At 70.5% G+C, this 18,569-nt stretch carries 16 protein-coding genes; 11 read left to right on the plus strand and 5 right to left on the minus strand.

All coding sequences use genetic code 11. The annotated features are described in order from the left end of the window. The 8 genes from cysD (at position 1) to ACWGST_RS12290 (ending at position 8,030) form a co-directional block, all read left to right on the plus strand. Entirely contained in the window at positions 1-963 is a 963-nt protein-coding gene (gene cysD / locus ACWGST_RS12255) for a sulfate adenylyltransferase subunit CysD (protein ID WP_452046945.1), read from the plus strand. Beyond that, positions 963-2,345, plus strand: a complete 1,383-nt coding sequence (locus ACWGST_RS12260) for a sulfate adenylyltransferase subunit 1 (RefSeq protein ID WP_452046946.1) — start codon at positions 963-965, stop codon at positions 2,343-2,345. The genes cysD and ACWGST_RS12260 overlap by 1 nt, the downstream gene beginning before the upstream one ends. Then, positions 2,342-3,466 (plus strand): ABC transporter substrate-binding protein, encoded by a 1,125-nt coding sequence (locus ACWGST_RS12265; RefSeq protein ID WP_452046947.1) that lies wholly within the window; start codon positions 2,342-2,344, stop codon positions 3,464-3,466. Before ACWGST_RS12260 ends, ACWGST_RS12265 begins: the two co-directional genes overlap by 4 nt. Positions 3,467-3,474: 8 nt before the next feature. Next, on the plus strand, positions 3,475-4,218 hold the full coding sequence (locus ACWGST_RS12270) for an ABC transporter ATP-binding protein (RefSeq protein WP_452046948.1): 744 nt from the start codon (positions 3,475-3,477) through the stop codon (positions 4,216-4,218). Continuing rightward, the gene (locus tag ACWGST_RS12275; protein WP_452046949.1) at positions 4,208-5,167 is read left to right on the plus strand and encodes an ABC transporter permease; all 960 of its coding nucleotides are present in this window, start codon (positions 4,208-4,210) and stop codon (positions 5,165-5,167) included. The genes ACWGST_RS12270 and ACWGST_RS12275 overlap by 11 nt, the downstream gene beginning before the upstream one ends. After that, entirely contained in the window at positions 5,164-6,024 is an 861-nt protein-coding gene (cobA, locus tag ACWGST_RS12280; RefSeq protein ID WP_452046950.1) for a uroporphyrinogen-III C-methyltransferase, read from the plus strand. Before ACWGST_RS12275 ends, cobA begins: the two co-directional genes overlap by 4 nt. Then, positions 6,021-7,526: an FAD-dependent oxidoreductase gene (locus ACWGST_RS12285; RefSeq protein WP_452046951.1), complete on the plus strand. Its 1,506-nt coding sequence runs from the start codon at positions 6,021-6,023 to the stop codon at positions 7,524-7,526. Before cobA ends, ACWGST_RS12285 begins: the two co-directional genes overlap by 4 nt. Positions 7,527-7,676: 150 nt before the next feature. Beyond that, positions 7,677-8,030: a hypothetical protein gene (locus tag ACWGST_RS12290; protein ID WP_452046952.1), complete on the plus strand. Its 354-nt coding sequence runs from the start codon at positions 7,677-7,679 to the stop codon at positions 8,028-8,030. Positions 8,031-8,081: 51 nt separating this feature from the next. On the opposite strand, the gene ACWGST_RS12295 is transcribed toward ACWGST_RS12290, so the two are convergent. From ACWGST_RS12295 to ACWGST_RS12305, 3 genes are all read right to left on the minus strand, one after another. Then, positions 8,082-8,444 (minus strand): aldehyde dehydrogenase, encoded by a 363-nt coding sequence (locus ACWGST_RS12295; RefSeq protein ID WP_452046953.1) that lies wholly within the window; start codon positions 8,442-8,444, stop codon positions 8,082-8,084. A gap of 318 nt (positions 8,445-8,762) precedes the next feature. Then, positions 8,763-9,938 carry a glycosyltransferase gene (locus ACWGST_RS12300; RefSeq protein WP_452046954.1) on the minus strand — a complete coding sequence of 392 codons (1,176 nt, stop codon included), beginning with the start codon at positions 9,936-9,938 and terminating at the stop codon, positions 8,763-8,765. Next, positions 9,935-10,675: an arsenate reductase/protein-tyrosine-phosphatase family protein gene (locus ACWGST_RS12305; RefSeq protein ID WP_452046955.1), complete on the minus strand. Its 741-nt coding sequence runs from the start codon at positions 10,673-10,675 to the stop codon at positions 9,935-9,937. Before ACWGST_RS12305 ends, ACWGST_RS12300 begins: the two co-directional genes overlap by 4 nt. A gap of 89 nt (positions 10,676-10,764) precedes the next feature. Here ACWGST_RS12305 and ACWGST_RS12310 point away from each other — a divergent pair, with 89 nt between their 5' ends. Continuing rightward, positions 10,765-13,932 (plus strand): glycosyltransferase, encoded by a 3,168-nt coding sequence (locus tag ACWGST_RS12310; RefSeq protein ID WP_452046956.1) that lies wholly within the window; start codon positions 10,765-10,767, stop codon positions 13,930-13,932. Positions 13,933-13,945: 13 nt separating this feature from the next. Here ACWGST_RS12310 and ACWGST_RS12315 read toward each other — a convergent pair whose 3' ends face one another. Further along, positions 13,946-14,983, minus strand: a complete 1,038-nt coding sequence (locus tag ACWGST_RS12315; RefSeq protein ID WP_452046957.1) for a glycosyltransferase family 4 protein — start codon at positions 14,981-14,983, stop codon at positions 13,946-13,948. A 164-nt stretch (positions 14,984-15,147) separates the two neighbouring features. On the opposite strand from ACWGST_RS12315, the gene ACWGST_RS12320 reads away from it, so the two are divergent. Beyond that, on the plus strand, positions 15,148-16,350 hold the full coding sequence (locus ACWGST_RS12320; RefSeq protein ID WP_452046958.1) for a glycosyltransferase family 4 protein: 1,203 nt from the start codon (positions 15,148-15,150) through the stop codon (positions 16,348-16,350). Then, positions 16,347-17,384: a glycosyltransferase family 4 protein gene (locus ACWGST_RS12325; protein ID WP_452046959.1), complete on the plus strand. Its 1,038-nt coding sequence runs from the start codon at positions 16,347-16,349 to the stop codon at positions 17,382-17,384. Before ACWGST_RS12320 ends, ACWGST_RS12325 begins: the two co-directional genes overlap by 4 nt. A 41-nt stretch (positions 17,385-17,425) precedes the next feature. Here ACWGST_RS12325 and ACWGST_RS12330 read toward each other — a convergent pair whose 3' ends face one another. Continuing rightward, complete coding sequence (locus ACWGST_RS12330) at positions 17,426-18,550, minus strand: glycosyltransferase family 4 protein (protein WP_452046960.1); 1,125 nt, start codon at positions 18,548-18,550, stop codon at positions 17,426-17,428. Between the last annotated feature and the right edge of the window lie 19 nt (positions 18,551-18,569).

An 18,569-nucleotide genomic window follows, 5' to 3' on the forward strand; every position in this document is an offset into this window, starting at 1 on the left:
ATCGAGACCGGGTCACCCGGTCTCGATACGGTCGCAGAGCGAGCTACTCGACCACCGGGACTCGCCGGCGGGCGCCTCGGCACGCTCGACGCGCTCGAGTCCGAGGCGATCCACATCATCCGCGAGGTCGTCGCCGAGTTCGAGCGGCCCGTGCTGCTCTTCTCGGGCGGCAAGGACTCGGTGCTCGTGCTGCACCTCGCCGCCAAGGCGTTCTGGCCGGGCCGCGTGCCGTTCCCGGTGCTGCACGTCGACACGGGTCACAACTTCCCCGAGGTCATCGATTTCCGCGATCGCACGGTCGCGCGCCTCGGCCTCCGGCTCGAGGTCGCCTCGGTGCAGGACTACCTCGACGACGGCCGCCTGAACGAGCGCGCCGACGGCACGCGAAACCCGCTGCAGACGCAGCCGCTGCTCGACGCGATCGCCGCGGGCCGCCACGACGCCGTCTTCGGCGGCGCCCGCCGCGACGAAGACAAGGCGCGCGCCAAGGAGCGCATCCTGAGCCTCCGCGACGAGTTCGGCCAGTGGGATCCGCGCAACCAGCGCCCAGAGCTCTGGGATCTCTACAACGGCCGTCACACGGTCGGCCAGCACGTGCGGGCGTTCCCCATCTCGAACTGGACCGAGCTCGACGTGTGGCGCTACATCGAGCGCGAGGGCATCGAGCTGCCGCCGCTGTACTACGCGCACGAGCGCGAGGTCTACCGCCGCGACGGCATGTGGCGAGCGGTCGGCCCCGTCTCGCCGGCCCGCCCCGACGAGACCGTCGAGTCGCGCACGGTTCGCTATCGCACGGTCGGCGACATGAGTTGCACGGGCGCAGTGGAGTCCGCCGCGGCATCCGTCGCCGAGGTCGTCGCCGAGGTCGCGACCTCGACGCTCACCGAGCGCGGCGCGACTAGGGCCGACGACCGCATCTCGGAGGCCGCCATGGAGGATCGAAAGAAAGACGGGTACTTCTGATGGGCGACGCGACGCGATCCACGACGCTGTTCCGCTTCGCGACGGCCGGCTCGGTCGACGACGGCAAGTCGACCCTCGTCGGCCGCCTCCTGCACGACTCGAAGGCGATCCTCGCCGACCAGCTCGAGGCGGTGACCCGCACCTCCGCCGAGCGCGGCTTCGGCGGCGAGCCCGGCGCGATCGACTTCGCGCTGCTCACCGACGGCCTGCGCGCCGAACGCGAGCAGGGCATCACGATCGACGTCGCCTACCGCTACTTCTCGACGGGGCGGCGATCGTTCATCCTCGCCGACTGCCCGGGCCACGTGCAGTACACGCGCAACATGGTGACCGGCGCGACCACCGCCGACGCGGTCGTCGTGCTCGTCGACGGCCGCAACGGCGTGCTCGAGCAGACCCGGCGCCACCTCGCGGTCGTGGCGCTGCTGCGCGTGCCGCACGTGATCGTCGCGGTCAACAAGATCGACCTGCTCGGCTACTCCGAGGCCGCGTACACGGCCGTCGCCGACGAGGTCACGACGCTCGTGCGCGAGCTCGGCCTGCCCGAGGCGCACGTCGTGCCCGTTTCGGCGCTCGCGGGCGACAACGTGGTCGAGCGTTCGGCGAACACGCCCTGGTACCGCGGGCCGGCCCTGCTCGAGCTGCTCGAGACGCTGCCGTCGCTCGACGAGCTCGAGACAGAATTCGAGGCATTGCGGATGCCGGTGCAACTCGTCATCCGCCCGCAGGGCGCCGTGGCGGCCGGGGTCGAGGAGCCCGAGCGGTTCCGCGACTATCGCGCGTTCGCGGGTCGCATCGCCTCGGGCACCGTGCGGGTCGGCAACCGCGTGCAGGTCTTCCCCGGCGGCGCGACGACGACCGTGACGGGCATCGACGCCGGGCGACGCGAGCTCGACGCGGCATCCGCCCCGCAATCGGTCTCGCTGCGCCTGGCCGACCAGCTCGACGCGGCCCGCGGCGCCGTCATCGTCGCCGACGGCGCCCTGCCGGCGCTCCGCCGCGAGCTCGACGCCGCCCTGTTCTGGCTCGGCCCGTCGCCGCTCGCCCCGGGTGCCCGTGTGCTCGTGAAGTCGGGCACGGCCACCGTGCAGGCGCTCGTGCCCGAGATCGTGGGCCGTCGCGACCTGGACTCGCTCGAACTCGAGCCGGCCGAACGGCTCGAGATCAACGACATCGGCCAGGTGCGCGTGCGCCTCTCGGCCGAACTGCCCGTCGAGGAGTACGCCGCGCATCGCCGCGCGGGCGCCTTTCTCGTCATCGACCCGCAGTCGGGCGCCACGCTCGCTGCCGGGATCGTCACCGCCCCGGCACTCGCCGGCGCTCGCTACTCGACCACCGAACCGACCACCCGCACCACCGACACCGAAGGAGAAGCAGCATGACCGCACCAACACGCGCACGTTCCCGACTCGGCCTGGTCGCGGGCATGATGCTCGCCGCCGCGATCGTCACGACCGCGGTGCTCGCCCTGAGCGGTTGCGTCCCGCAATCGGCGGCGGGTCAGACGGCGGATGCCTCGGGGCCCGCCGAACCCGCGGCCGAACTGCGCCTCGGCTACTTCGCGAACGTCACGCACGCGCCCGCCATCGTCGGGCTGCAGGAGGGCATCTTCGCCGATGCCCTCGGCGAGACGAAGCTGACGACCTCGGTCTTCAACGCCGGCCCCGCCGCGATCGAGGCACTCTCGGCGGGCGCGATCGACGCGACCTACATCGGGCCCAACCCGTCGATCAACACCTTCATCCAGTCGGGCGGGCAGTCGGCTCGCATCGTCGCCGGCGCCGCCACGGGCGGTGCCGCGCTCGTCGTCCGCGACGGCATCGAGTCGGTCGCCGATCTCGAGGGCACGACCCTCGCGACGCCGCAGCTCGGCAACACGCAAGACGTGGCGCTGCGCTCGTGGCTCGACGGCGAGGGCTTCGAGACCGACACGACGGGCGGCGGCGACGTGCACATCACGCCGACCGAGAACGCGCAGACCCTCACGCTCTTCCAACAGGGCGGCCTCGACGGCGCCTGGCTGCCCGAGCCGTGGGTCTCGCGGCTGCTCGCCGACGGCGGCAACGGCGCGCACGTGCTCGTCGACGAGGCCGACCTGTGGGAGGACGGCGCGTTCCCGACGACCGTGCTGCTCGTGCGGGCCGAGTTCCTCGCCGAGCACCCCGAGACGGTGCGCGCGCTGCTCGAGGGCCACGAGGCATCCATCGCCTGGATCGCCGACCATGGCGACGACGCAGCCGGCGTGATCAACGCGGGCATCGAGGCCGACACCGGCAAGCCGCTCGACGACGCGGTGATCGAGCGGGCGCTCGAGCACGTGACGTTCGACGTCGACCCGCACGCCGAGACGTTCGAGACCCTCGTCGCGAACGGGCTCGAGGCCGGCACGCAGAAGGCGGGCTCGATCGACGGACTGTTCGACCTGCGCATCCTGAACGAGTTGCTCGCGGCGTCGGGCGACGGGGTCGGGCCGGTCTCGGCCGGCGGCCTCGGCGAGGAGTAGGCGTCGCGATGAGCGGGCAGACGGCCATTCGCATCGAGCACCTCGGCAAGCGCTTCGGCGCGGGGCCGCTCGTGCTCGACGACGTGAACCTCACGGTCGGTGCGGGCGAGTTCGTCTGCCTGCTCGGCGCCTCGGGCTGCGGCAAGTCGACGCTGCTGAACCTGATCGCCGGGCTCGACCGCCCGACGACGGGCATCATCGAGACGCCGCCCGAGGGCGCCGCCGTGATGTTCCAGGAGTCGGCGCTCATGCCCTGGCTCACCGCCCGACAGAACGTCGAGCTCGCGCTGCGCCTGCGCGGCGTCGCGCGGTCGGCCCGGCGCGGCCAGGCGCTCGAACTCCTCGACACCGTGAACCTCGCGGATGCCGCCGAGAAGCGCCCGCACGAACTGTCGGGCGGCATGCGGCAGCGCGTCGCGCTCGCCCGTGCCCTCGCGCAGGATCGCCCCGTGCTGCTCATGGACGAACCGTTCGCGGCGCTCGACGCGATCACGCGCGACCTGCTGCACGAGGAGCTCGAACGGGTCTGGCGCCGCACTGGCCGCAGCATCGTCTTCGTCACCCACAATGTGCGCGAAGCCGCCCGGCTCGGGCAACGGGTCGTCCTCCTGTCGTCGCGGCCCGGCCGGGTGGCGGGGGAGTGGCGCATCGATTCGTCGTCGGCTCGCCGCATCGAGTCGCCCGAGGTCGCGGCGCTCTCGATCGAGATCACCGAGCAGCTCCGGAAGGAGATCCGCCGCAATGCCGCATGACACTTCCGTCGCCAGCGCCGAGGCCTCACCGGTCGCTGAGCCTGTCGAAGCGACGCAGCTCCCTTCGACAGGCTCAGGGACCGCCCATGACGACCTCCGCAGCCTCGAATCGGGCCTCGACCGCCTGCAGACCGACCTCGACCGCACCCCGGGCGCCTGGCAACGGTTCACCACGAGCGTGCTGCCGCCCATCCTCTTCGTCGTCGCCCTCGTCGCGGCCTGGCAGCTGTATGTCGTCATCGCCCAGCCGCGCCCCGACATCGTGCCGGGACCGCTCGACGTCGTCGCCGCGATCTCGCAGGCGTGGGACTCGGGCCGACTGCAGCTCGCCGTCGCGACGAGCCTCGAGCGCGGCGTCGTCGGCTTTCTCATCGCGGTCGTGATCGGCACCCCGCTCGGGCTGCTGCTCGCCGAGGTGAAGTCGCTGCGCCGGGCCGTCGGCCCGATCATCTCGGGCCTGCAGGTACTGCCGTCGGTCGCGTGGGTGCCGGCCGCGATCATCTGGTTCGGTCTCAGCGACGCCACGGTGTACTTCGTCGTGCTCATGGGCGCGACGCCGTCGATCGTGAACGGACTCATCGCCGGCGTCGACCAGGTGCCGCCGCAGCTGCGCCGGGTCGGCACGGTGCTCGGGGCCGGCCCCGGCCGCCTCGCGGCGCTCGTGGTGCTGCCGGCGGCCCTGCCGGGTTACGTCGCCGGACTCAAGCAGGGCTGGGCGTTCTCGTGGCGCTCGCTCATGGCGGCCGAGATCATCGCGGTCGGCGGCACGATCGGCTTCGGTCTCGGCTCGATGCTCGACCAGAGCCGCGAGCTCGCCGATCTCGCGGGGGTGCTGGCGACGATCCTCGTGATCCTCGCGATCGGAATCCTCATCGAACTCGTGGTCTTCGCCCCATTCGAACGACGGATGCTTCGGCGCCGCGGTCTGCTCCAAGGAGGCACCCGATGACCGCGAACCGCCGGTCGAGTAGCGACGAAGGAGCGTATCGAGACCAGCGCACCGGGTCTCGATACGGCGCTGGCGCGCCTACTCGACCGACGGGAGCCGTCACGCTCGTCGGGGCCGGGCCGGGCGACGCGGGGCTGCTGACGATTCGCGGGCTCCGCGCGCTCGAGGCGGCCGACGTGATCGTCGCCGACCGGCTCGGCGCCCGCGGCGTGCTCGACGGGCTCGCGGCCGAGGGGGTCCGGCTCCGCGCCGAGGTCGTCGACGTCGGCAAGCTGCCCGGCCACCACGCCGTGCCGCAGGACGCGATCAACGAACTGCTCGTCATGCTCGCTCGCGACGGCAAGCACGTCGTGCGGCTGAAGGGCGGCGACCCGTTCATCTTCGGCCGCGGCGGCGAAGAGCTCGCGCACTGCCGCGACCACGGCATCGACGTCGAGGTCGTGCCCGGCATCACGAGCGCCATCTCGGTGCCCGCGATCGCCGGCATCCCGCTCACGCACCGCGGCCTCGCGACCACCTTCACCGTCGCCACCGGGCACGACCAGATCCGATCGCTCGGGGGCGGCCGCGACCACACCGTCGTGCTGCTCATGGGCATCGGCACGCTCGCGAACTCGGCGATCACCCTCGCGCGCGGCGAACGCGGCGGCGATTGCCCGGTCGCGATCATCGAAGACGGCTACGGGCCGGCCGAGCGCGTCACCGTCGCGACACTCGACACCATCGCGGTCGAAGCAGCACGCCGAGGCATCCGCTCGCCCGCTGTCGTCGTCGTCGGCGACGTCGTGACCCTGAGCCCGTACGCCGAACCGCTCGTCGACACCGGCGCAACCCACCGAAAGGCCGCACAGCAATGACCCGTTCCCTCCGCGTCGCGATCGTCGGCGCCGGCCCCGCCGGCATCTACGCCGGCAACATCCTGAGCCGCCAGGTCGCCGCCCTTCGACAGGCTCAGGGACCGATCGAAGAGGTCGCGATCGACCTCTTCGAGTCGCTGCCCGCCCCCTACGGGCTCATCCGCTACGGCGTCGCGCCCGACCACCCCCGCATCAAGGGCATCGTGAACTCGCTGCACGAGATGCTCGACGAGGGCGCGATCCGCTTGATCGGCAACGTCGAGGTCGGTCGCGATGTCACCGTCGACGAGCTGCGCGAGCGCTACGACGCCGTCATTCTCGCGACCGGAGCCCTGCGCGACGCCCCGCTCGACATCCCCGGCATCGATCTGCCCGGTTCCTTCGGCGCCGCCGACGTCGTCGCCTGGTACGACGGCCATCCCGACGTGCCACGCGACTGGCCGCTCGAGGCCGAGCAGATCGCCGTCATCGGCAACGGCAACGTCGCCCTCGACGTCGCGCGGGTGCTCGCGAAGCATCCGAAAGATCTGCTGTCAACGGATGTCCCGGCCAACGTCGTCGCCGGGCTCGAGTCGTCGCCGGTCACCGACGTGCACGTCTTCGGGCGCCGCGGGCCGACCCACGTGAAGTTCACGCCGATCGAGTTGCGCGAGCTCGGCGAGATCCCCGATGTCGACGTGATCGTGTACGACGATGACTTCGAACGGGCGGCGAACGATCCGCACGCCGAGGCGCTGCTCGCCTCGAACAATCAGGTCAAGGTCATGACGCGCACGCTCAACGGCTGGCGCCCTTCGACGAGCTCAGGGACCGGTCGAACCGGCACGGCGTCGCGGCGCCTGCACCTGCACTTCCTGCACGCCCCCGTCGAGGTGCTCGGCACCGACGCCGTCGAGGCCGTGCGCTTCGAGCGCACCCGCCCCGTCGGCGACGGCTCGGTCGCGGGCACCGGCGAATTCGTCGACGTGCCGGTGCAGGCGGTCTACCGCGCCGTCGGCTACGCGAGCTCGCCGGTCGCCGGCGTACCGTTCGACGAGCGCCGGGCCGTGATTCCCAACGACGGCGGCCGGGTGACGGATGCCTCGGGGCAGGCGATCCCCGGCTTGTACGCGACCGGCTGGATCAAGCGCGGCCCCGTGGGTCTCATCGGCCACACGAAGGGCGACGCCCTCGAGACCGTCACGAACCTGTTGGCGGATGCCGCGGCGGGCTCGTTGCCCGAGCAGAGACCGCTCCCTGAGCAGAGACCGCTCCCTGAGCAGAGACCGCTCCCTGAGCCTGTCGAAGGGAGCGGTGACATCTTCGAGCTGCTCGAGGCCAGAGGCATCCGCTTCACGACCTGGGCCGGCTGGCTGGAACTCGACGCGCACGAGCGCGCCCTCGGCGATGCGTGGGAGCCGGCCGATGCCGCACACGCCGGCATCGCGCGCGAGCGCGTGAAGGTCGTGCCGCGAAGCGAGCAGGTGCAGGTCTCGCGCGACGGCGCGCTCGCGCTGTCGTGACCTGAGTCATCGCGCCGCCGCGCGCCGACGTCGAGGAGTGCGGCCCGACCTCGTCATGGCCGCCGAGCGCTGTTTCGGACTGTGACGGCGGCCCGCGACATCCACTCGCTCCGCGCGTATCGTGGCCGCAACGAACCCCGAGGAGCCCTCATGTCGCACCGCGAACCGCAGACCCGCACCGAGCCGCACACCGGCACGGTCATGGGCATGCGCGGATGCGAGGCGGCTGCGAGGTGCGGCAGCGACCGGCCGGGTCACCGGCTGCACGCGATGCAGGATCGGCTCGCCGGCGCGACGGCCAGCAAGTGGGTCGACGCGATCGTCGTCGAGACCGACGACGACGGGTTCGCGACCGTCGCCGAGTTCGAGGGCGGGCGGCTGCGCCGAGTGTGGCACCACGACGCATTCGGCGGCGTGCTGGCGATCGGCGCGCCGGTCGCGCTGCACGACGTGTACGGTGTGCTCGCGCACGGCGGGCGTCGGTTCAGCGTCGCGACGGCCTGATCGCGTCGGTCCCGCCGAGCGGGTCGAACGGCCGGGTGCGTCCGAGCGTGCTCACGCCATCGGCATCGACTTCTGCATCGACTCCATCGCCTTCTCCATCGCCATGACGGCCTGATCGCACGCCATCGCGCAGAGCCGGCACTGCTCGCTCATCTCGGCGTGCGACATGCACTCGGCCGAGCACGCGCGTGCCATCATGACGGTCGACTGCATCATCGACATCACGACCTCCATGTCCCAGCCGTTCATGCGCAGCATCATGCGCATCATCGTGCCGCACATGTCGGCGCAGTTCGCGCACAGGCCCGCACAGCGGCCCATGCCCTCGGCGGCGTCGGAATCGGCGCACATCACGCACGCCTGCATGCAGGCGGAGAGGGCCTCCACGCATTCCTGCATCATCGCCGGATCCATGCCCTGCATCGGCATCTCCGACGACGACATGGCGCCCTTCATCATGTCCATCGTCATGTTCATCGGCTCGGCCCCTCGTCATGGGCGCTGAGCGTCGACGATGCCGGCGGATGACTCGGCGGCCCTGTTCGGAATCATGCTACGCCCGCCGGCGGCCGGCCAGAAGGGGGGGCGATCGACGATCCGGCGGATGCTGCGCGGCTCGAGCCGAGGCGCACGACGCGCCGGTCGACGCGCCGCCGCGCCCCGGCGTGTCGCGCGAATTGTCCTGCAACTCGGTGACGTCTCCGCCCCTCGACCGGCGAGACTCGCGACGGGTCAGCGCGCGCGCCTCGCGCGCATGACCGCCTCGTAGAACGCCGCGTGCGCCTGCGTCACCGCGGCGTCGTCGAGCAGGCCCGGGGTCGCTGCGGCCGCGGTCGCGAGGCGCGCGCGCAGCTCGTCGTCGACGTCGAGGCGTCGGAGCGCCGCGGCGAGCGCGTCGACGTCGCGCGGCGCGACGAGCAGCCCGTTGACGTCGTCGGTGATCCACTCGGCGGGGCCGCCCTCGTCGGCCGCCACCACCGCGCGACCGGCCGCGAGGTACTGCAGCACGTTCTGGCCGAGCGGTTCGGGGCGGGTCGAGGCCTGCACGGCGACATCCCACCCGGCGATGAGTGCGTCGACGTCGTCGACGTGCCCGAGAAACTCGACCTGCCCGTCGATGCCGAGCTCAGCGGCTTGACGACGCAGGTCGTCGAGATGACCCTCGTGCCCGAAGGGCGCGTCGCCGGCGAACTGCAGGCGCACGTCACGGCCGCGGAACACGCGCGTGAATGCCTCGAGCAGCAGGTGCTGCCCCTTCCACGGATCGATGCGGGCGAGCATTCCCACCGTCTGGATCGGCTCGCGTAGCGGCTCGACGGAGGCGCCGACCCGAAGCCCGGATGCGCTCGGGATGACCTCTGCGAGCGCTCCGCTGCGCAGCCATGGCCGCGCCGACTCGAGCGTTGCGTGCGAGTTCGCGATGACGCCGTCGGCACGCGGCAGCACGACGCGCGCCATCAATGCGCAGCCCACGCGGCCGAGCGCCTCGGCGTCGACGAGGTCGCGAAGGTGCACGACGAAGGGTGTGCGCGAGGTGCGCGCCGCCAGGGCCCCGTACGCGGCCGATCGGGCCGTGTTCGCGTCGATGAGGTCCGCACTGCGAAAGACCCGCGAAGTTCGCACCGAGGCGGCCTGCGCGATGACTCGTGTCCCGGTCGAAATGGCGGCGCCGAGTCCACCGGAAGTCACCCCCGCGGGCTGCCGAACGCCGCTGATGGCGCGGCGAACGCGGGACGGCAGCGCGTCGTAGACCCCGAATGTTTGGTCGGATGTCGCCGCGAGCAGCACGTACGGCGACCACGGCGGCTCGGCGCGCAGCATGCGGAGCAGTGCGAACTCGGCGCCGCCGCCGACGTTGGTGTGATCGAGATGCAGCACCCGCAGCGCGCCCGTGGTTCTGTGCGTCACGCTTTGCGCCGCCCTCGCGGTCGCTGCGAAGCCTGGCTGGCAGCGCCGGGAGTGCCGCCAACGCCCGCCGTGATGGCCGCCGCACTGCGGGTCTCGCCACCGAACGAGAATTCGGCGGCCTCGGCGGCCTCGACGTACGCTGCAACCTCGCCCTGCGGCATCCCGAACAGCACCCGCGCAAGCTGTGCGAGCGGCGGCACCTGCTGTCTGGTCATCGCACGATAGGCCTCGTCGTCTTTTCCTTCGGGGTCGACGATGTCGTCGCCGCCCGGGCCGTAACCCGGCGCAGCGCGATTCTCGGCGAGCGACGCGACCCGCCGTCGCAGCTCTGCGATTGTCTTCGGTGCGGGCATCGACGGCAGCGTCGCGGCGATGCGACCGGCCTCGCGCATCGTGAAGGTCGAGCGAAGCATGCCGGGAACGAATTCGAGCACGCTGCTGCGCTGCCGCGTCGAAGACACCAGCACCAGGTCCGCGGCGCGGATCACGTGTTCGGTGATCTGCGAGGCGCGATGCCCCGACCCGTCGGCGCCGAGTGCTTCGGCGATGACCCGCGCCCTCGGCCCCATCGGGGCGCCCACCGGAGCCCTGAGCCCCGCACTCGTCACCTCGACCTGTGCTCGCACTCGCGATGGCAAGTACCAGTCGGCCCAACGTTCGAGCAGCGCCGCTCCGAGCGCTGAGCGGTTGACGTTGCCCGTGCATACGACGAGCACCGTGAACGACTCTGCAGTCACACCGCGCCCCCTCTTCGCCCATTCGGCACGACAGCCCCACCTGCCATTGCCCAGCTAGGGTTTCCGTTAGGAAGTCTAGAGGGGGTAGCGTGCGCGTACTCAGGGTCTCGCACAGCGCCGTCGTCGACGAATGGCGCGGACGTGAGCGCGCGCTCGCCGAGCTCGGCGTCGACGTGACGCTGCTCAGTGCGCGCAACTGGCATGCCGGCGGCACTCCAGTGGCCCTGCGTCCGCGAGATGGCGAGCAGGTCTCGGGGGTGCGTACGTTCGGCCGGCACCCTGCGTTGTTCGTGTACGACCCGCGACCCATCGTGCGCGCACTGCGGGCGTCATACGACGTCATCGACCTCCATGAAGAGCCGTTCGCGCTCGCGACCGCCGAGTTGCTCGTGCTGCGGGCGCTGAGCAGACGGTCGCGCCGCACCCCTGTGGTGCTCTACACCGCGCAGAACCTGCGCAAGCGCTACCCCGTGCCGTTCCGTTGGCTCGAGCGATGGGCGCTCGGCTCGGCATCCGGAATTTCGGTATGCAACGCCGACGCAGCGCGCATCGCCGAAGACAAGGGCTTCGCCGGGCGGGCGCGCATCATTCCACTCGGTGTCGACGAGCAGCGGTTCAGACCGGTGGATGTCCCGGTGCCGGCGTCACCCGCTTCTCTCGACGCGCCGGTGGCGGACGGAGACCCCGCGACCGCCGAGATCGTCATTGGATTCCTCGGCCGGCTCGTACCCGAGAAGGGGGTTCTCGTGCTGCTCGATGCCGTGGCGCGTGACCCGCGACTTCGACTGCGTGTGGCCGGTTCCGGCCCGCTCGCGACCGAGCTCGACCGTCTCGCCGCAGCACGGGACATCACCGACCGCGTCGAGTACCTCGGCCCGGTCGACCCCGATGATGTCGTGGACTTCTACCGCTCACTCGACGTGCTCGCGGTTCCATCGTTGCCGACCGCCTCGTGGACCGAGCAGTTCGGCCGCGTCGCCGTCGAGGCGATGGCGTGTGGTGTGCCCGTCGTGTCGAGCGATGCCGGCGCGCTGCCCGACGTCGTCGGGGGAGCCGGTGTCGTTGTGCCTGCAGGTGACGTCGAAGCACTCTCGGCGGCACTCGTCGACGCCGGGGGCCCCCGGGCCGACGATCTCCGGGCCGGGGGTCTCGCGCGCGCCGCGGAATGCACCTGGAGCGCCGTGGCCCGCGACTACCTCGACCTCTACCGATCGGTCGCGCACGAGGCATCCGATGGCCCGGCCGACCTCGAGATCATCGTCGTCGCCTACGGTGCGCCCGCGATGCTGCGGCGAGCGCTCGAACCCGTCGCACAGTTGCCGGTCACCGTCGTCGACAACTCATCGCTGCCCGAGATCGCGGCGCTGTGCGCCGAGCTCGGTGTGCGCTACCTCGACCCGGGGCGAAATGGCGGATTCGCCGCGGGCGTGAACGTCGCGCTCGCCGATCGCCTGCGGCCCGGTGCCGACGTGCTGCTGCTGAACCCCGACGCCGCCATCTCGGTCGACGACATCGCGGCGCTGCAGCGAGCCCTGCACGCCCGAGGTGACCTCGCGAGTGTCGGACCGTCGCAGGTCGATGACGACGGTACGCCGGCCCGCGTCGACTGGTGGCTGCCCTCCCCGAGCGGCACCTGGCTCGAGGCGTTCGGCCTCGCCCGCCTGCGCCGCGACCCGCACTACGTGATCGGATCGGTGCTGCTGCTTCGTGCCGAGGCACTCGCGCAGGTGGGCGAATTCGATGAGCGCTTCTTCCTGTACGCAGAGGAGGCCGACTGGTCGTATCGCGCGCACCGACTCGGATGGCGCCACGCTGCGGTGCCGCAGGCGCGCGCGTTGCACGTCGGCGCCGGCACCGGTGGCGACCCGCGCCGACGCGAGGCGCATTTCCACGCATCACAGGAGCGCTACCTTCGCAAGCACTACGGATGCTTCGGCTGGCAGTCGGCGCGCACTGCCCAGTGGCTCGGGGCGATGGCGCGATCGGTGGTGCTCCCTGGCGAACGCGGGCGTGCGGCGCGGCGCCGTGCGGCGCTGTATCGGCTCGGGCCGGTGCGGGTCGAGGCGCGATTTCTGCAGGAGGCAGCCGCGGACAGCGGTCAGGGAGCGTCGATCAAGCGGGTCGCGCTCGTCGCTTCGTCGTACGCACCGCATTTCGGTGGTGTCGAGGAGCACGTACGTCAGGTCGCGCACGAGTTGTCACAGCGGCCCGATACAGAGGTCGAGGTGTGGACCGTCGACAGAGGTGAGCACCTCGGCGTGCGCGAGGTCGACGGGGTCGTGGTGCGATACCTGCCGACGCCGCTTCCGGCCCGAAACATCCGCTCGGTGCTGACCCTGGTGCGCGACCTGCCGGTGGCGTGGCTCGCATGGGCGCGGGCGCGGCGGGCGTTCCAGCCGGAGTTGCTCCACGTTCACTGTTTCGGACCGAACGGTGTCTACGCTCTGGTGCTCGGGTCGCTCTGGAGGCTGCCGATCGCAGTGACCTCGCACGGTGAGACCTCCGCTGACGATCGAGGCGCGTTCGCCCGGTCTGCTCTGCTTCGGCGTGCGCTTCGCACGGCCCTCGCCCGCGCGCGATTCGTCACCGCGCCGTCGGAGTGGGTGCTCGATGAGCTCCGCGTATCCTTCGGACTCGTCGATGGAAGTGTCGTGCCGAACGGCGTCGATGACACGGTCGGTGGCCCTGTTTCGGAGGGCGAACGGCTCCTGACGCTCGACGACCCTCGGCCGTTCTTCGCCGCAGTCGGCCGCCTCGGCCCCCACAAGGGGTTTGACCTGCTGCTCGACGCCTTCGCCAGTGCCGGGCTACCCGAGGACACCCGGCTGCTGATCGGCGGCGAGGGTCCGGAGCGCAACACCATCGAACGTCGAATCGCGGATCTCGGCCTCGCCGACCGAGCTGAACTGCTCGGTCGTCTCGACGCCGGGCAGGTCGCCTGCGTGATGGAGCGGTCGATCGCCGTCACCGTTCCGAGCCGGCTCGAGCCGTTCGGCATCGTCGCGCTCGAGGCGTGGCGTGCCCGCGCTGCGCTCATCATGACCGACCGTGGCGGGGGACCGGAGTTCGTGCGCGACGGCATTGACGGCCTTCTCGTCGATCCCAACGATCGCGAAGCCCTTGCGGGCGCGTTGCGCCGGGTCCATGACGATGTCGACCTTCGACTGCGGCTCGCGAGCACAGGCCACGCCCGTGTGCCGGAGTTCAGCTGGACCCGTGTCGCCGCCGCGTATCGCGAGCGCTACAACCTCGTGTGATCTCGATGGCCGGTCATCCGACCGAACGCCAGACCTGTGCATGATTTCGAGCCGAGGCCTCCCAGGTGAACCCGGCGGCTCGCGCTCGCCCAGCCGTCACGAGCTCGGTGACCGCCGAATCATCGCCGGTGACAGCGAGAAGTCCCTCCGCGACGCCTCTTCCGGTTGGCTCGACGAGCACAGCGGCATCGCCGGCGACCTCGGGCAGGCTGCTTGTGCGCGCGGCGACCACCGGTACGTTCGCCGCCATCGCCTCGAGCACGGGCAGGCCGAACCCTTCGTAGAGCGAGGGCACGACGACGGCCGCCGCCCCCGCGACGAGGCCGGGCACGAGCCCGTCTGCGACGCGGCCGAGCAGCTGGGTGCCGGGCATGTGCTCGAAGAGAGCGGTGCGGCTCGGATGAGGGGGTCCGCTGAGTACGAGCGTGAGATCCGGGCGATTCCGATGCACGAGCGGCCATGCTTCAGCGAGCGCGGGCAGGTTCTTCCGACTCGACGCCCCGCCCGCATGCAGTACGTATCGTTCGGGTAGCCGGAGTTCTGCTCTCTCGGCCTCGCCCAAAGCGGCGGCATCGAAGAACGCCTCGTCGATGCCGTTGTGCACGACGTACGGGTTCCGAATGCCGAGGAACTCGATGGCCTCGTTCGCGCTGAATTCCGAGACGCAGATCACCGCATCGGCTCGACGGGCCTCTTCGGCCGCGGCGGTGACCGGAGGCGACTCGTCGGAGAATCTCCATGCGACGACGTCGTGGATCGTGATGACATCCCCACCAGGGGCGGGCGGTAGCTCGAGGTTCATCCGGTGGGTGACCGTGTCGCCGGAGTAGAGCAGTCGGCCGAGCTGTCGCCGAATCGCGGGCGAGGCGCCCGTGACGGCGCCGAACGGGAGACGGCGATTCCCGGGCAGGGAGGAGTTCATCGAACGGAACACCGCTCTGCGGACATTCCAGCCCCCGCCGAGCGCATGCGCGGCGCGCTCGGCGATGCGTTCCTGGTAAACGGATGCACCCATGGGCGCCGCGGTCGCGACGGTTGCGATGGTGAGCAACGACGGAGCCGGGCGGGACTGTTCGCCTGCGCTGTCCTGCACGACGCCCAAGCTTACGTGCTCATGAGACGTGCTCGGGCCGGTCCGCGCGGGTCGGGATAGTGTTGCTGCTGAGTTTTGGCCGGTCAAGATCGCCGGCGCAGTCCTGAAGAGCTGGGAGAGTCGTGGTTGCAGCATCCGAGGCGTCGAATGCCTCCGAACTGCCCGACACCTCGCGCGCTGTCACGCAGGGCTCCAACGCCATGCATATCGTGCAGATCGCACCGGCCATCACCCGTGGCAGCGGCGTCGAGGGAGTGGCCTTCAACCTCGAACGCGAGTTCCGCGCGAGGGGTGCGATCGTCGAGCGCTTCACCGCCGCCACGGCGGGCCGACCGCCCGGCAGGAGTCGGAAGTCGGCGATCGGCATACACCTCGAGCGTGCATGGAACGTGATCTGGTTCAGTTCGGTTGGCACGGCGAAGGCGAGACGGTTCCTCGCCGACAGACCCGATGCGATCAGCATCTGCCACAACGACGCACTCATCGGCGATGTCTATGTCAACCACGGCCTGTTGCAAGTGGCGATGAGAGCACGCGGCAATTACTTCTGGCGGATGATTCGGAATCCCGTGCACCTCTTCACGGCAGCCCGTGACCGCGTGCGATACCGCGGCTCCACCCACCGCGCCGTGGTCGCCCTCACTGAACTCGAGGCTGAGTTGCTCGTGTCGACCTACGGGCGTGTGCGTCCACCTATCCGGGTGATCCCCAATGGCGTCGACACTGAGATGTTCACACCTGCCACGTCTGAGGAGCGAGCCGCCGCGCGTGCGGAGATCGGCCTGCCAGAGGAGCTGATGCTCGCACTGTTCGTGGGCCACGAGTTCGAGCGGAAAGGACTGCCGCTCACTCTTGAGGCACTCGTGCACGCCCCGGATGTAGGCCTCGTCGTGGTCGGCGGCACAACCGCGATCATCGAGCAGGCCGAAGAGCTCGCGCGGCGCTACGGAGTCGCCGACCGTGTTGCATTCGTCGGCAGCCACCGGAATGTGGTGTCGTTCTACCACGCCGCCGACGTATTCGTACTGCCGAGCTACTACGAGTCGAGCGGCCTGGTCTTCCTCGAAGCGCTCGCGTGCGGGCTACCCGTCATCGCGACACGGGTTGGAATCGCCGCTGAGCTCATCATCGATGGCGACACCGGATACCTCGTCGAGCGCGATTCCGCAGTGATCGGCGCTCACATGCACGCGCTCTCACAGCGCGATCTCTCCGAGTGGCGCGAGCGGGCCCGTCGTATCGCTGAGCATCATGGGTGGGCGGCGATCGCCGACCGCTACCTCGCTCTACTCACGGAGCTGCGCGAGCAGAAGCGGCAGCGATGACCACCTCGTTGCGCATCCTGCATGCGATCCGCTCCGACGGCTTCTCAGGAGTTGAACGCTTCGTGCTCCGCCTCGCGCACCAGCAGCGCATCGATGGGCACGAGGTCGCGGTGATCGGCGGTGCTGCCGAGCCCATGTGCGAAACGCTCGACCATATCGGGGTTCCCCACACGCCCGCGGTGCACACGCGTGACGTCGCACGCGCCGTCCGCCGACTCGCGCCGGGATTCGATGTCGTCAACACCCACATGACCGCCGCTGAACTCGGCGCGGTGTCCGGCCTCGCCGGACGCCGTCGCCGCCCGGCTGTCGTCGCGACACGGCATTTCGCAAGGCCGCACGGCCGGATCGGTCCGATACCGGTGAGCCTGCTCGTGCGGCCCCTTATCGACGCCCAGATCTCGATCAGCCGCGCGGTCGCGTCGGCCATCGACGGGCGGAGCACGGTGGTGCACTCTGGGGTGGACTCACGACCGCTGCGTGAGGATCTTCCTCGCGAGCGCGTGGTGCTCATGGCTCAGCGGCTGCAGCCGGAGAAGCACGGGCACATCGGTATCCGTGCATTCGCTGCGGCGGGGCTCGCCGACGCCGGGTGGACCCTCGAGATCGCGGGCCAGGGTTCCGAGCAGGCCGCGCTCGAGGCGTTGACCGATGAGCTCGGCGTCGGACATGCGGTGCGATTCCTCGGCTACCGTGCCGATCTGCCCGAGATCATGGATCGTGCAGGGCTGCTCATCGCGCCGTGCCCGGTCGAGGGCCTCGGACTCACGGTGCTCGAGGCGATGGCGGGGGGTCTGCCGGTCGTCGCTGCCGGCGCCGCGGGCCATCTCGACGTGTTCGAAGGACTCGAGGATCGTTGCCTGTTCGACGCTGACGACGTCGACGACGCCGCACGACGGCTACGGCACCTCGCCGACGACGATGCTGATCGGTCGACGCTCAGCGTCGTGTTGCACTCCGTGCAGCAGCGACGCTTTTCGTTGGCGACCCAGTCGGCCGGCACGGAGCAGGTGTACCGAAGCGTGCTGCGCTGACGACATCCCCAGGCGCTGACGCGCTTGCGGTACGACGCCCGTCACCGATCCCGCTCAGCGGCGATGCGCTCGGCCAGTTCGAGATACCGGCGAGCGATGTCTGCCCAGCTCGACCCGGCGACGCTCGCACGCGCACGCTCCCGCCATGGCCCGAGATCCTCGGCGGCGAGCTGCTCCAGCCGGTCGGCGATCTCTCGAGCGTCGTGCCCGACGAGGAACCCGTTCTCGCCGTCCTTCACGAGTTCGGCCGCCGCGCCTACGCGGGTCGCGACGACAGGCAGCCCGCTCGCGAGCGCCTCGAGGAAGACGAGCCCGCTCGACTCGTAGTGGCTCGGCAGTACGAACATGTCGGCTGCGGCGAGGAACGATGGCATGTCGCCGCGCTGACCCACGAAGAGCACACGATCGGTGACGCCGAGTTGCGCTGCGGTCGCCTTCGCCTGATCGAGCTGCCGCGTATCGCCGCCAACGACCATGAGCAGCACGGTGGGCGCGGCCACCATCGCCTCGAGCACGATCGGCAGGCCCTTCCGGCCGAACTCGTGTCCCACGAACACGGCGACACGATCCTCGTCGTCGAGCTGGAACCGTTCGCGCGCTTCGCGGCGCTCGAGGTCGGTGGGCGGATGGAACTGCTCGAGGTCCACTCCGTTCGGGATCACTGTGATCGGCGGGAGCACTTGGCCGTAGGTACGTGTCAGCACCCCGATCTCGGCGTCGCTCAGCACGACGATGCGACGGTGGATGCCTGAGCGGTAGCGGATCAGGTCGCGCATGTGCGTGAAGATGTGCGTCGGGTCGCGCAAGAATCGCAGCGTCGGGTTGCCTCGCGCCCGCATGGCGGCAAGCAGCACCCCGTGGTTCACGTAGACGTCGCCGACCATCGCGTTGTTGTGGCAGATCGATACCGCATCGGGCCGGTCGGCGAGGAAAGCCTTCGCGCGACGGGTGCCGATCAGGCTGAACCACACCATTCGCTGCGCTTGCGCGATCCGCGCGGTGCGCCATCCACGAACTCGCACCTCGCGCAGTCCTCGCGCCGCCGAATAGAACGTGAAGTTCTCGACCTCCACCCCGAGCGCCCGCAACTCCCGATCGAGGTTCCAAGCGACCCCGGCGATGCCGCTCCCTTGGCCGACGAACGGCACGATCTGCACGATGCGCATCAATCCTCCCGGCACCACG

The sequence above is a fragment of the Agromyces sp. NPDC055520 genome, assembly GCF_053619715.1.